Below are 13,606 nucleotides of genomic sequence, written 5' to 3' on the forward strand. Positions count from 1 at the left end.
CGGCCGGCCGGGCCCGGCGGATAATGACGGAACCTGCCCTCTCACCTCCTGGAGGTGCCGTGCCCGGCTTCCGCTCGCTCAGCTCCCCGCTCGACGCCCTGCGCCCGGCGGCGTTCGGGGCCGATCCGGCCGGGGAACGGCTGGCCCGCATCCGGCGGTCGCCCAACTTCGCGGACGGGGTGTTCATCAACCCGCTCGGCGTCTCGCGGAAGCCCTCCGGCTCGATGCTGAAGTACCTGCCGACCTACTTCGGCAAGGAGGAGCGCGCCCGGCGCACCCCGGCCCACCCCATTCCGGTGCACCCGACCACCGTGGCCGATCTCGCCACCCCGGCGGCCTCCGGGCTCCGCCTCACCTGGATGGGACACTCCAGTGTGCTGGCCGAGATCGACGGCCACCGGGTGCTGTTCGACCCGGTCTGGTCCGAGCGCTGCTCGCCCTTCGGCTTCGCCGGCCCCCGGCGACTGCACCCCGTGCCGGTGCCGCTGGCCGAGGTGGGACGGGTGGACGCGGTGATCATCTCGCATGACCACTACGACCACCTGGACATGCCGACCGTGCGCGCACTGGCCGCCCGTGGCACGGCCTTTGTGGTGCCGCTGGGCGTGGGCGCGCACCTGGAGCACTGGGGCGTGCGCCCGGCACAGATCACCGAGCTGGACTGGCACGAGTCCACCACCGTCGGCGAGCTGACGCTCACCGCCACCCCGGCCCGGCACTTCTGCGGCCGGGCGCTGCGCAATGTCCAGCACACCCTGTGGGCCTCCTGGGTGGTGGCCGGCCCCGAGCACCGGATCTTCCACAGCGGGGACACCGGCTACTTCCCCGGCTTCGCCGAGATCGGGCTGCGATACGGGCCGTTCGACGCCACCATGGTGCAGGTCGGGGCTTACTCGGAGTTCTGGCCCGACATCCATATGACCCCGGAGGAGGGCGTGCGGGCCCATCTGGACCTGCGCGGCGAGCTGATGATGCCGATCCACTGGGGGACCTTTGTGCTGGCGCCCCACCCCTGGGCGGATCCGGCCGAGTTGAGCGTGGCCGCCGCCCGGGAGGCCGGGACGCGGTGTGCGGTACCGCGCCCCGGGCAGCCCTTCGAACCGGCCACCGGACTGGCGCCTGACCGGTGGTGGGCCCCGGCGGGCACGGCGCCGGCGCCCGCACCGGCCCCGCCGGAGCCCATCGCGGTCTGAGGATCAGCCGTGTTCGTGCTCACAGCAGGAGTCACGCCGCAACTGACGCCCCACATCCAGCCATTCGCCGTGCGCGGGCCGGGCGTGTTGCGGTGTCTCCTGGTAGGAGCTCACCAACTCGCCCTGGGAGAAGGGCACTCCGCCGCGTAGCACCGACTCGGTCCGTACCAGCGTGTCGAAGTCGGTGAACGGATCCCCGTCCACCACCGTGAGATCCGCCAGCTTGCCGGGCTCCAGGGTGCCCAGGTCCCGTTCCGCGCCGAAGACCCGGGCCGGGATCAGGGTGGCCGTACGCAGCGCCTCGGCCGGGGACAGGCCATGGCGGTGCAGTGCCCGCAGCCCCAGATGCAGTGAGAGCCCCACCGGCACCAGGGGGGCGTCGGTGCCCAGCGCCACCAGCCCGCCGTCGGCCAGGACCCGCCGGTAGACCTCGATCTCGGTGCGCAGGGTGGCCAGTTGATGGTCGTCCGGCGCGGTACCGGCCGTCTTGCGCACCAGGTCCCGGTCCCAGGGCGGCATCAGCCGGGTCACCCGGGGGTCCTCGGCCAGCTGGGGATCGGCGCCCAGCAGCGGGACGGAGGTGAAGACGGTGGCGATCATATGGAAGCCACCGGCGGTGTAGATCTCCGTCAGGTCCTGGTAGGCGCGACCGGTGGCGGTGGTGGCATGCCCGAACTCCAGCCGCTGGGTGGCCTGGAGATGGGTGGTCAGGTCCTGCCCCAGCTGGATGCCCGGGGTGCACAGATGGCTGCCGCTGCGCACGCCCAGCCGCTGGTGGGCGAACCGGGCCGCCTCCGCCATCAGCCAGCCCGGCGCCCGCACATAGGTCTTGACGAAGTCCCAGTCCAGCGGCTCGGCCCGGGACAGCGAGCGGCGCAGCCCCTCCTCGGTGCGGTGGGCGCGCCCCATGCTGTAGGCCACCCTGGCCCCGTCCAGCAGTTCGCCGCAGGTCAGCAGACGCGGCCCGGCCAGCGCCCCGGCGGCCACCGCCTCCCGGATCCGGGCCTGCTCATAGGCGGGCCCGCCCAGCGAGACCGCGGTGGTGATGCCATAGGCCAGCTGCAGCGCGGTCTGCCGCCCGCCGTAGGTGCTCTGCCAGGGGTGGGTGTGCGCGTCCCAGAGTCCGGGGATCACGGTGCGCCGGGAGGCGTCCACGGTGTGGGCCGCGCCCCGGCGGGCGCGGTGTGGTTCCACGGCCGAGATCCGCCCGTCGCGCACCAGCACATCCACGTCCTCGTGGACCGTGCTGCCGGTGCCGTCCCAGAACCTTCCGGCGTGCACCACGGTGTCCGGCGGGGCCGGCCGCCGGTAGTCCAGGGCGACCGGGATGGTGCGGGTGGTGCCGTCTGCCACGGTCAGCAGCCGCAGCCGCCCGGCGGACAGATACAGCAGCCGGCGCGAGTCGGCGGACCAGGAGGGGTGGTCGGCGGCCTCCTCGGTCAGCCGGCGCGGGGCGCCGTCGGGGGTGCCGTCCGGCCGTACCGGCAGCAGCCAGAGCGCCGACTCGCTGATCACCGCCATGGACTTGCCGTCCGGTGACCACACCGGGCCGGAGTCGAAGCGGTCGGAGACCGAGGCATGCGGGGCCAGCGCATGCAGCCGGGAGGCGCCGTCGGCGGCGTCCACCACCCGGATCAGGTTGTAGCCCTCACGGAAGCGCTGATTGAGGCGGTTGCGGTCGCAATAGGCGATAAAGCGGCCGTCGGGCGACCAGCTGGGCCTGCCGGGCAGGCCGCCGCCGCCCATCGGAGCGGTCAGCAGCCGCTCGGTGCCGCTGCCCAGCTCGCGGACGATCAGGTTCCCGCTCATGTCCAGACAGGCCAGCCGCTTGCCGTCCGGCGACAGCGCCGGGCTGACCCGGCCGCCGCTCGCCAGCACGCTCTCCCGCCCGGAGTCCAGCTCACGGCGGCGTACGGCCAGCAGGCCGTCCCGGTCGTCGGCCCAGATCAGCGCCTTGCCGTCGGGGGTCCAGGAGGGGCCGAGCAGATAGTGCGCCGGGTCGGCCTGAACCACCCGGCGCGGCGCCCGGCCACCCGAAGTGTCGGCCACCCACAGCGAGTTGAGCGCGGCGAAGGCCACCTGGCGGGCGTCGGGCGACAGCGCGGGCAGATGCACCGCACGCACCTTGCGCACCCCGCCGCCCGCCAGGTCGTACCGCTTGACGCGGTAGCGCGGCCGGTCCAGCGGCAGGGCGGCGGTGAACGGCACGGTGGCGGTGACGGCGGGCCGGGCGGCGTCGGCGCGGACGATCCGGAACTGGCCGTCCACGGTCAGCAACAGCTCCTCCCGCGACACCCAGCGCGGCGGAACCGGCTCCAGATCGCCCTCCACCGGCACCACGGCACCGTCCACCACCAGGGTGCAGGAGGCGGCGGGGGCCGGAGTGGTGCGCAGATAGGCCAGCCGGCCGGCGGCCGAGACGGCGGGCGTCATCACCGACACCTGCGCGGTCTCGGTGTGCTCGGCGCGCACCGGCCCGCGCCCGTCCGCGGCCACCGAGGCGATGGTGCGGGCCACCAGCGTGGTGCCCTCCAGATGGCCGCGGACAAACAGCAGCCGCTGGCCGTCCGGGGACCACGCCGGGTCGAAGTCCTCCCAGGCGCCGCCCTGTTGGGGGCCATCCTGCCCGGGCAGCCCGGTGACCCGGGTGAGCGCGCCGGTGCTCACATCCGCCACCCACACCCGGTACGGGCTGCCCTGGACCGGATCGCCGTCGCGCTCGGAGGCGAAGGCGATCTTGGTGCCGTCCGGCGACCAGGACGGACCCCGGTCATCCCAGGGCCCGTCCGTCAGCTGCCGCAGCCCTGAGCCGTCGGGCCGCAGCGTCCAGATGTGGAACCCGCCGCCCCGGTAGGCGCAGACCGCCAGCCGGCGGCCGTCCGGCGAGAACACCGGCCGGGTGGGCTCCAGATCCGCCGGCGTGATGGCCCGGGCCCGGCCGCCCTTGCGGGGGACGGACCACAGGATGTTCTGCACCTCGGCGACCAGCCGGTCACCGGCCGGCGAGAGGGTGCCGGCGCCATTGGTCGCGCCGGTGAAGGACAGCACGACCGGATGCGCTTCCCCGGCCTCGGCCGCCGCAGGCAGCGTCCCGGCCAGCCCGGTCACCGCGGCGGTGCCGGCGGTGGCCTGCAGGAAGCGGCGTCTGGAAAGCGGGGCGGGTTCGAAGACGGCCAACTGTCCTCCTGTGCTACGGGAGTTGTGTCAACTCCGGGTGCTGGTGCGGCGGACTGATGGTCGCATGAAGATCGGGTAGCCGGTCAATACCACCTTGGCCACGTGGGCACCGCGCAACTGCGGCCCGGGGTGCGGCAGTCCGGGGGCGCGGGGGTGGGCGGGGCGGCGGTCGCGGGCGGGGAGGCGCGGCCTGACCTGCGGCCGGTCGGGGCCGGCCGGGTGGCTGGGGGTCTCCATTCCCGCCCGCGCCGGACCCTCCGGGGTGACCCGCGGCACACCGCCGCCGCAGGCCGCCGCGGACAACCCGTACGCGGGCACCCTGCCGGGTGGGGTATTGTTCTCTTGCGCGGTCGGCACGGGCGAAAGCCAGGGCCGGACAAGCACCGGGACGTGGCGCAGTTTGGTAGCGCACTTGACTGGGGGTCAAGGGGTCGTGGGTTCAAATCCCGCCGTCCCGACACGGTGATAAAAGCCTCTGATCAGCGGGAAACCGCAGGTCAGAGGCTTTTTCGCGTTGATCACCTGACGAGCCGCAGGTGCCGCACGGGTGCGGCCTCATGGACCAGTTTGGGACCAGCGGGTTCCTGGCGGCCTTCTGCGAGGTAGCGGCTGAGGGCGGCGCCCGCCAGATGGATCGAGCGGCGGTCCGGGTGGAGGTACCGCTGGGTGGTGGTGATCGAGCCGTGTCCGGCGATCATGCGGAGGACGTGGACGGGGATGCCGGCATCCGCCATCCAGGTCAGTCCGGTGTGCCGGAGGTCGTGCCGGCGTAGGTGCTCGTAGCCGAGGCGGACGACGACGACCTGGCAGCCTATGTCGGCGGCGTCTTCGCCACCGACAAGATACGAAGCCGTCTGCTGGCCGCCGCCGCGGAGCCCGTGTACGTGGCCGGCTGGATGAGCTTTGACGCCTCCGATTACGAGGTCGCCCGCCGCTACTTCACACTGGCGGTGACCATGGCAGCGGAGGCCGGTGACGCGCCGCTGGAGGGGCATGTCCTGCGGGCCATGGCCCACCAGGCGACCGACTTGGGGCACCCCAAGCAGGGTGTAAGCCTTGCGCTGGCGTCGTTCGAGCGTAAGCGCTACAGCCTCGCCTGCCCTCGGGAGCGGGCCTTGCTCGGCGTGGTGCAAGCGCGCAGTCTGGCCGCGGCAGGGCAGAAGCGAGATGCGGTCACCGCCCTTCTTCGGGCGGAAGACGATCTCGCCGCGGCGGATGCCGGCCTCGAGGAGCCTGCTCGCGTCTGGTTCTTCCCGGAGGCCAGCCTGGCGCACGAGACGGCTCGGACACTTGTGTGGACGGAGCCGGTCGTGGTGAGGAGGAGGGCTTCGAGCGGGCGATGGTGCCGGAGCAGCTCGCCCGCGACGAGGAGTACCGCGATCGCCGCCACGAACGCGGACAACGCCCGGTGGAATCGGGCCACTTCGGAGTGCGGCCAGTCCTTCGGTCCGGCCGGGCCCGGCGTAGAAAGCGATGCAAGTGGCCGGTGAGGCCACGAAGAGGTCCACAGGAGTCGGGCCGAGATCGTTGTCGCCAGCGTCGTGAGGCTGGTCCATGGTGAGCTCGTGACCGCGTGAAGAGACGCGATAGGACTCGCCGCCCGTGAAGGTCACGGTGAGTGTGCCGGTACCCATGGCGTGCCTCCTTTTTCCCGATTCCAGGCAATGCCCGGCCGTGCACCGGAGCCAAGGGACCTGTGGGGCCGGGCTGTGGGCCTGATGGCCCATCTGTGCGTCTGGGACCTCGGAGGTCAGGACATGCGGATGGTGCGTCCGCTGATCTGGCTCGGCACGATGCGGATCCACAGGTCCCGTGCGCCGCCCGCCCACGGCTCCGCCCCCGGCCGCTCGGCCAGGGTGCGTACCGCGTCGGGGTCGGTGATGTGATGCGCGGTCCCGACCACGAGGACGCTCCAGCCGTTCCTCAAGTGCTCGTCGATGTGGTCGGTTTCGAAGGCCAGTTGGGATCCGGCAGCAGCCGCCGCCGCGCCTTCCGCATCCGTGCGGTAGGCGATGGTGTGTGCGTCGACCAGGAAGTTGACCGGGAGGATGACCGGGCCGGTGTCGGCCGACAGGCCCAGGCGGCCGATGCCGTGTGTGCCGAGTCTTTCCCAGCACTCGCGTTCCGACAGCCGCATGAGCATGGGGTGAACTCCTGCCCCTGGCTGACCTGGTGGAGCATCGTGGCGGCCCTCGGCCAACTCCTCGTAGGACATCTCCAGCGCGGCGGCGAGGCGCATGAGGGCGGCGGGGGCGAAGTCGCTGCCGGACTTCTCCAGCCGACGCAGGTACGCGACGGACATGCCGGCGCGATAGGCCAGTTCTTCCCGCGTCATCCCGAGCTGCTCGCGTCGCAGGGAGGCGCGGGTGGCCATGCTGTCACCGCGGGACGAGGCATCCGCCGAACCGCCGGATGGCATCCCTTCGCCGTGCACGGCCGCTCCTCCGTACGCTCGCCCGTCGGTGACCCGCGAGCCGCGTCGTCGACGTGGCTAGGTTGCTCACCTTCCAGGCGATCAGACCCTGCGGCCTTGCGCCAGCGCTGATCGGCCGTTCAGCGGGACGTCAGAACTGCGAGCCGACGATCGGCGGCTCCGGGATACGGGACTTGGCGGTGTGCGAGGTGAGCTGGAGCTCGACGTTCACAACGCCTTCCACCGCGCGGACAAGCCGTGCCACCAGGGGCACCATCGCCGTATCGTCCAGCGAACCGGAGAGGGTGACGACTCCTTCCGCCACCTCGACCTCCACGGTCGGCTTCCGGTGGCGGAACAGCCGCGCGATGACGTCCTCGCGCACCTCCCGGGCGATGTCCTCGTCGTCACGGAGGTACACCTTGAGCAGGTCGCTGCGGCTGACGATGCCGGTGAGCATGCCCTCAGCGTCCACGACGGGGAGGCGCTTGACGCCCTTGCGGGCCATCACACGGGCGGCTTCCGCCACGGTCGCGTTCGCGTGGATGGTGATCGCGGGCGTGCTCATCAGGTCCTCGGCGGTCGCCGCGCCGGCCTTCACCAGGTCGTCGAAGCGGTGGAGCTGTTCCGGACGGGACAGGTCGCGGTCCTTGGACTCCTCTTTCGGCAGCAGGTCGGCTTCGGAGACCACCCCGATGACCCGGCCCTCGCCCGCCAGGACCGGCATCGCGCTGACCTTCCACTCCGCGAGCGTCTTGGCAATCTCCTTGTACAGGGCGTTGCGGCTGACCGCGATGACCGTTTGCGTCATGACGTCACTGACGGTGCGCTGGGTGCTGTTCATCTCTGACTCCTCGCCAGCCGGACAGCGTGCTCATGGGGCGGGGAAGCGGCCGCCTGTGTCGTCACTCGTGTACGTGAGGTGCTGATGGACGGCGACAACGCCGTCGACGGAGCGGCACAGCCGCTCGATGACCGGGATCATGCTGCGTGCCTCGACCGTTCCGGTGAGCGTGACCTGTCCCTCCGAGACGTCCGCCGTCACGGCCGACGGAGCCAGGCCCAGGGTGTGCTGCAGCAGGTCGCGGTGGATCTCCTCGCGAATGGCGGTGTCCTCGCGCAGGAAGACCCGCAGGATGTCGGCGCGGCTGATGATGCCGACCAGCTTGTCGGTCTCGTCGACCACGGGCAGGCGCTTCACGCCCTGCACTGTCATGAGCCGGGCTGTCTCCACGACGTTCCACTCCGGCCGGGCGCATACCGGCGGTGCTGACATCAGCTCTTCGGCCCTGGCGCCCTCGGCCTTGGCGCGCTCCCATGCCTCGAGGTCCGGGACCGGGACGCGGCCGAAGGGGTCGGGCTGGTCGGCGGACTTGCGCATCAGGTCCGCCTCGGACACCACGCCGATCACCCGTCCGTCATGGGCCACGACCGGCACGGCGGTGACGTCGTTCTCTGCGAGCTCCCTGACGATCTCCTTGAAGGGCGTGTCCTGGCGCACCTGGACCACCTTCCGGGTCATGAGCTCGTCGACCGTTCGGTGCTGCAGCATGATCCCGCTCCTTCTCTTGAAGTCCTGGGCGTCCTTGATTTCAGCGTGACAGGCCGGGACGGCCCTGGAATGAGCCGGTCGGCCCAGGGCGGGGGACACCCGGCCCTCCCGCTGGCGGGCCGCGATGGAGGGACCATGAAGGAGACTCCGGACCAGGGTCGCAACCTCCGGAAGGGAGATTCCGGTGACTGCATCACTCACGATGGACGACGCACGCGTGGCCGAGCTGGTCCGTGATGCGGCTGCCGCCCCGTCCATGCACAACGCGCAGCCCTGGCGATTCCGGTATGCGCGGAGGAGCCGTACGTTCCGGCTGTACGCCGACTTCGAGCGGATCATGCCGCATTCGGACCCCGACGCCCGCGCCCTGCACCTGGGCTGCGGCGCGGCCCTGTTCAACCTGCGCGCCGCCATCGCCAACGCCGGCTTCCACCCGAGCGTCACGCTCCTGCCGGACTCCGACGACGCGGCCCTGCTCGCGACCGTACGGCTTGCCGACCCCAGTGCCGACGACGTCGCTCTGGCCCTGCTCCACCCGGCGATCCACCAGCGGCATACCAGCCGGTACCCCTTCGCGGAGACCGAGATCCCCGAGAACCTCAAAACCGCCCTGACCGACGCCGCCCAGCAGGAGGGCGCCACCCTGGCCTTCCCGGCCTCCTGGCACCTGCGCTGGATCGAGGAGCTCGCCGAGGAAGCCGAAGCCCGCAATCTCACCGACAGCGGCAGCGAAGAGGACCTGGCCCGGTGGACACGCATTGGGATCGCCGAGGCCGACACGGCCACCGACGGCGTCCCGGACTACGCCTTCGGGCCGCAGAAACACGGGGGCCGAGCGCCCGTGCGCGACTTCTCGGGCGGCAGGCCGAGCCCTGACTTTGGATCGACCCCCTTCGAGAAGGACCCCCACCTGGCCCTGCTGAGCACCGAGGGCGACCGGCCCCTGGACTGGCTGTGCGCGGGCCAGGCCATGGAACGCGTCCTGCTCCTGGCCACCCTGGAGGGGCTGGCCACATCCCTCTCCACCCAGGCCCTCGAATGGCCCGACCTGCGCTGGCCCCTGCGCGACCCGTCCTCCGGAACGGGCCACGTCCAGATGATGCTGCGCCTCGGGTACGGCCCGAAGGGCCCGCGCGTGGCGCGGCGGCCTGTGCAGGACGTCCTGGTCACAGAGGATTGACCGCACTCACCCCTCGGGCCCACAGCCGTGCGGGACGATCGCCACCCAACCCGGCACGGCGAGTGATGCAGTACGGCGTGCACCACGGGTCCGGCGGGCACCGTGCGGGAGCCCGTTGCGGCCGAGCCGGTCAGCGCGTTGCGCCGCTTCCGCGCTGGGGCAGCCCTTCTCGGAGGGCACCAGGGCAGCGGAGACCTCGGAAGCGGGCAATCCGTCAGCGCACGAGGACGCGTTCTCCGGAGCGGGGGACGACTGCGGTCCAATGGAGGTTGTGGTCGATCCGGTCGCGCAGTGCTTCGGCTGCTTCGGGCTCGCCATGCACGAGGTACGTTGCGCTCGGCGCCGGTGCTCCGCGGAGCCAGTCGAGGATCTCGGCGGCGTCGGCGTGCGCGGAGAAGCCCTGGACGTCGACGACTTCGGCGCGTACGGGCACGTACTCGCCGAACATCTTGAGCGTGCGGGCACCGTCGACGAGGTCGCGTGCCCGGGTGCCCTGGGCGGCGAACCCGCTGATGATCACGGTGTTCCTGGAGTCGGGCAGCAGCCGGTACAGGTGGTGCAGGACGCGGCCGCCGGTGGCCATCCCGGAGGCGGAGACGATGATGCACGGTTCTCTGACGTTGTTGATCTCGATCGATTCGGCCGCGGAACGGGCGGCGGAGAACGGGGCCGAGTCCAGCACGGATGCACCCGCTGCCAGCACCTCCGGGCGGATTCCGTCATCCCGGTTCGTCAATGCCTCCTCGTAGACGCGCAGCGCCGCGAGTGCCATTGGGCTATCGACGTAAATGGGCACGTTTGCGGACAGCTGCCCGGATGCCCGGAGTTGGGCGAGTTCGTTGAGGACCACTTCGGTGCGGTCCACCGCGAAGGACGGGATGACCACCAGCCCGCCGCGTCGGAACGTGCGGTGCAGCGCTTCGGCGAAAACCGCGCGGCTGGTCTCGGTGTCGTGGCGGCGGCTTCCGTAGGTGGATTCGAGCAGCAGCACATCGGCTCCGGTGAAGGGATCCGGCGGGCGCAGGAGCGGGTGGACGGGTCTGCCGAGGTCGCCGCTGGAGGCCAGGGTGTGCCCGTCCTCCAGCGTGACGTGAGCCCACGCCGAGCCGAGGATGTGCCCTGCGTGATGCAGGCGCAGCCGCGTGTCCAGGGCGATCTCGGTGTCCTGACCGGGGGGAACGATCCGGAACAGCTTCATCGCGCGGTCGACGTCCATCTCCTCGTAAAGGGGTTCGGCGGGGCGGTGCTTGGAGTGGCCGTGGCGGTTGCTGTGTTCGGCTTGTTCCTGCTGTAGCCGGGCGCTGTCGCGCAGCACGATCTCGGCGAGACGGGCCGTGTACGGGGTGCAGAAGACGTCTCCGTGGAAGCCCTGCCGGACCAGGCGGGGCAGGTAGCCGCAGTGGTCGAGGTGGGCGTGGGTGAGGACGATCGCATGGATCGTGGAGGCTTCGGCGGGGAGGGGTCGCCAGTTCTTGCGGCGCAGGTCCGCCAGGCCCTGGAAGAGGCCGCAGTCCACCAGGATCCGTACGTGATCGGTCTCGACCATGAACTTGCTGCCGGTCACGGTGCCGACGCCACCGAGGAACGTCAGCAGACCGGGTCTGCTGGTGCCGGTCATGCGACAGCCTCCAGGGTTCCGGTGACGAACTCCCTTTCGGCAGCGGCCACATGCTGCTTCACGGTCACGAAGCTGTCCGGGGCGACCGAGATGGAATCGATCCCGGCACGTACCAGGAACGCGGCGAACTCCGGGTCGTCGCTCGGGCGTTGACCGCAGAGCCCGACCGGTCGGCCCGCCTTGTGCGCGACGGTGATGAGGTTCTCGATGCTGCGGGTCACGGCCCGGTCGGTTTCGTCGAAGAGGTGGGCGAGCTCCTCCGAGTCGCGGTCCACGCCGAGGGTGAGCTGGGTGAGGTCGTTGCTACCGATGGAGAAGCCGTCGAAGCGCTCGGCGAACTCCGCGGCCAGGATGATGTTGGCGGGGACCTCCGCCATGACGTACACCTTCAGGCCGTCGCGGCCGCGTTCCAGGCCCTCCTGGGCCATGACCTCCAGTACCCGGTCCGCCTCGTGCGGGGTGCGGCAGAACGGGATCATCACTACGACGTTGGTCAGACCGAACTCCTCGCGGACCCGCGAGATCGCCCGGCATTCGAGGGCGAAGCCGTCCCGGTACCCCTCGCTGTAGTAGCGGCTCGCGCCGCGCCACCCGATCATCGGGTTGGCCTCGGCCGGTTCGAACGGCCCGCCGCCGACCAGCTTGGCGTACTCGTTGGTCTTGAAGTCGCTGGTGCGCAGGATCACCGGTGCCGGCCAGCGGGATGCGGCGATGGTGGCCACTCCGCGTGCGAGCCGGTCGAGGAAGTACTCGGCGGGGTCGGGGTAGCCCTCGGTGAGCCGATCGACCTGGCGTCGCACGTACCGGACCAGCCGTTCGGGGTGGACCAGGGCCATCGGGTGCACCTTGACCTGATGGGCCACCATGAACTCCATGCGGGCCAACCCCACGCCGTCCGCAGGGAGTTGCCACCAGCGGAAGGCGGCGGACGGGTCGGCCAGGTTCAGCATCACCCGGGTCCTGGTGCGCGGCAGGTCCGCCAGATCGACCTCGGTCACCTCGTGGTCGACGAGCCCGGCGTACACGTGGCCCTCTGCGCCCTCGGCGCAGGACACGGTGACCGGTTGGCCCTCGGCCAGGACGGAGGTCCCCTCGCCGGTACCGACGACGGCGGGCACGCCGAGCTCACGGCTGACGATGGCGGCGTGCGAGGTGCGTCCGCCGTGGTCGGTCACGATTGCGGCGGCCCGCTTCATCAGTGGCTCCCAGTCCGGGTCGGTGACCGAGGTGACGAGCACCGAACCGGCCGGGAAACGTTCCAGCCCGACGGGTTCCGCCAGGGCACACACCGGCCCGGCCCCCACCGCCTCGCCGACGGCGATGCCGGTGACCAGCCGCTCGCCGGTGCCGGTGAGGCGGTAGCGGCGCAGCACGGTGGCGCTGCGGCGGGAGCGTACGGTCTCGGGCCGGGCCTGCACCAGGAAGATCTCGCCCGTGCGGCCGTCCTTGGCCCACTCGATGTCCATGGGCACGCCGTAGTGCTTCTCCACGACGACGGCCCACTCGGCGAGCCGGCGTACCTCGGTGTCGTCCAGCACCCGCGCGGCCTGTTCCGCCGCTGTGGTGTCGGTGACGCGGGTGCGTCCGCCCTCCGCGTAGACGACCTTGCGGCTCTTGCGCCCGGTCTCCGCCCGGATGACCGGGTTCAGGGCCGGGTTCTCCAGCAGCGGCTTGAACACCACGTACTCGTCGGGGTCGACCTGGCCGCTGACCACGCTCTCGCCGAGTCCCCAGGATGCATTGACGACCACGGCTTCGGGGAAGCCGGTCTCGGTGTCGAGGGTGAATACCACTCCGGCGCCGCCGAGGTCGGAGCGCACCATCAGCTGCACGCCGACGGACAGCGCCACCGCGAGGTGGTCGAAGTGCATACGCTCCCGGTAGTCGATGGCCCGGTCGGTGAACAGTGACGCGTAGCAGCTGTGGCACGCCGCGAGCAGCGCCCGCCGGCCGGTCACGTTGAGGAAGGTCTCCTGCTGCCCGGCGAAGCTGGCCTCGGGCAGGTCCTCGGCGGTCGCACTGCTGCGGACCGCAACGTCGGGGTCGGTACGCCCGGCCTCGTGAGCGAGCCGGGCGTACGCGTCGCCGATCTCCTCGGCGAGTGCAGGGGGCAGCGGGGTGGCGAGGATGTCGGCGCGAATGGCGGTGCCGACCTTGGAGAGTGATGCTCCTTCGTGCAGCCTGGCCAGCTGTTCGGCGATGCGGTCGCGCAGGCCGCCGGTGTCGAGCAGTTCCCGGTAGGCGTCGGCGGTGGTGGCGAACCCGTCGGGCACTTTGATGCCGGCGGGGATGAGGTGTGTGATCATCTCGCCCAGCGAGGCGTTCTTGCCGCCGACGAGGCCGACGTCCGCACGTCCCAGCTCGGCGAAGGGGACGACGCGTCGATTCGGGGACATCGCTGCCTCCCTGGTGGTGACTGTGCGACCGATCAGTAGGGCAGGGGCCGGCCGGACGGTGTGCGCAGGTCCATGGG

10 protein-coding genes and 1 tRNA gene are annotated in these 13,606 nt (G+C 71.4%); 4 read left to right on the top strand and 7 right to left on the bottom strand.

All coding sequences use genetic code 11. The annotated features are described in order from the left end of the window. The first annotated feature begins 59 nt into the window (after window positions 1–59). A complete protein-coding gene (locus ACIHFE_RS23850) occupies window positions 60–1,193 on the top strand; it encodes an MBL fold metallo-hydrolase (protein WP_400109422.1) in 1,134 nt (377 codons plus the stop codon). A 3-nt stretch (window positions 1,194–1,196) separates the two neighbouring features. Here the strand turns inward: ACIHFE_RS23850 and ACIHFE_RS23855 are convergent, their stop codons facing one another. Beyond that, on the bottom strand, window positions 1,197–4,370 hold the full coding sequence (locus ACIHFE_RS23855) for an amidohydrolase family protein (RefSeq protein ID WP_400109424.1): 3,174 nt from the start codon (window positions 4,368–4,370) through the stop codon (window positions 1,197–1,199). A gap of 384 nt (window positions 4,371–4,754) precedes the next feature. On the opposite strand from ACIHFE_RS23855, the gene ACIHFE_RS23860 reads away from it, so the two are divergent. Continuing rightward, window positions 4,755–4,828, top strand: a tRNA-Pro gene (locus ACIHFE_RS23860). 60 nt (window positions 4,829–4,888) lie between these two features. On the opposite strand, the gene ACIHFE_RS23865 is transcribed toward ACIHFE_RS23860, so the two are convergent. Next, window positions 4,889–5,104, bottom strand: coding sequence for a hypothetical protein (locus tag ACIHFE_RS23865; RefSeq protein ID WP_400109426.1), 216 nt, complete (start codon window positions 5,102–5,104; stop codon window positions 4,889–4,891). Between the two features lie 39 nt (window positions 5,105–5,143). Between ACIHFE_RS23865 and ACIHFE_RS23870 the strand changes: the two genes are divergently transcribed. Continuing rightward, window positions 5,144–5,860 (top strand): hypothetical protein, encoded by a 717-nt coding sequence (locus ACIHFE_RS23870; RefSeq protein ID WP_400109428.1) that lies wholly within the window; start codon window positions 5,144–5,146, stop codon window positions 5,858–5,860. A gap of 260 nt (window positions 5,861–6,120) precedes the next feature. Here the strand turns inward: ACIHFE_RS23870 and ACIHFE_RS23875 are convergent, their stop codons facing one another. The 3 genes from ACIHFE_RS23875 to ACIHFE_RS23885 form a co-directional block, all read right to left on the bottom strand. Then, on the bottom strand, window positions 6,121–6,744 hold the full coding sequence (locus ACIHFE_RS23875; RefSeq protein WP_400109430.1) for a pyridoxamine 5'-phosphate oxidase family protein: 624 nt from the start codon (window positions 6,742–6,744) through the stop codon (window positions 6,121–6,123). A 190-nt stretch (window positions 6,745–6,934) separates the two neighbouring features. Then, on the bottom strand, window positions 6,935–7,627 hold the full coding sequence (locus ACIHFE_RS23880; protein ID WP_400109431.1) for a CBS domain-containing protein: 693 nt from the start codon (window positions 7,625–7,627) through the stop codon (window positions 6,935–6,937). 30 nt (window positions 7,628–7,657) lie between these two features. Then, a complete protein-coding gene (locus tag ACIHFE_RS23885; protein ID WP_400109725.1) occupies window positions 7,658–8,332 on the bottom strand; it encodes a CBS domain-containing protein in 675 nt (224 codons plus the stop codon). A gap of 205 nt (window positions 8,333–8,537) precedes the next feature. Here ACIHFE_RS23885 and ACIHFE_RS23890 point away from each other — a divergent pair, with 205 nt between their 5' ends. Continuing rightward, window positions 8,538–9,515, top strand: a complete 978-nt coding sequence (locus tag ACIHFE_RS23890; protein ID WP_400109727.1) for an Acg family FMN-binding oxidoreductase — start codon at window positions 8,538–8,540, stop codon at window positions 9,513–9,515. Between the two features lie 214 nt (window positions 9,516–9,729). Here the strand turns inward: ACIHFE_RS23890 and ACIHFE_RS23895 are convergent, their stop codons facing one another. Together ACIHFE_RS23895 and ppsA are read right to left on the bottom strand one after the other, a co-directional pair. Further along, on the bottom strand, window positions 9,730–11,133 hold the full coding sequence (locus ACIHFE_RS23895) for an MBL fold metallo-hydrolase RNA specificity domain-containing protein (RefSeq protein WP_400109433.1): 1,404 nt from the start codon (window positions 11,131–11,133) through the stop codon (window positions 9,730–9,732). Next, complete coding sequence (gene ppsA, locus ACIHFE_RS23900) at window positions 11,130–13,529, bottom strand: phosphoenolpyruvate synthase (RefSeq protein ID WP_400109435.1); 2,400 nt, start codon at window positions 13,527–13,529, stop codon at window positions 11,130–11,132. The genes ACIHFE_RS23895 and ppsA overlap by 4 nt, the downstream gene beginning before the upstream one ends. Between the last annotated feature and the right edge of the window lie 77 nt (window positions 13,530–13,606).

Source organism: Streptomyces sp. NPDC052396 (genome assembly GCF_044593195.1).
Classification (GTDB): Bacteria; Actinomycetota; Actinomycetes; order Streptomycetales; family Streptomycetaceae; genus Streptomyces.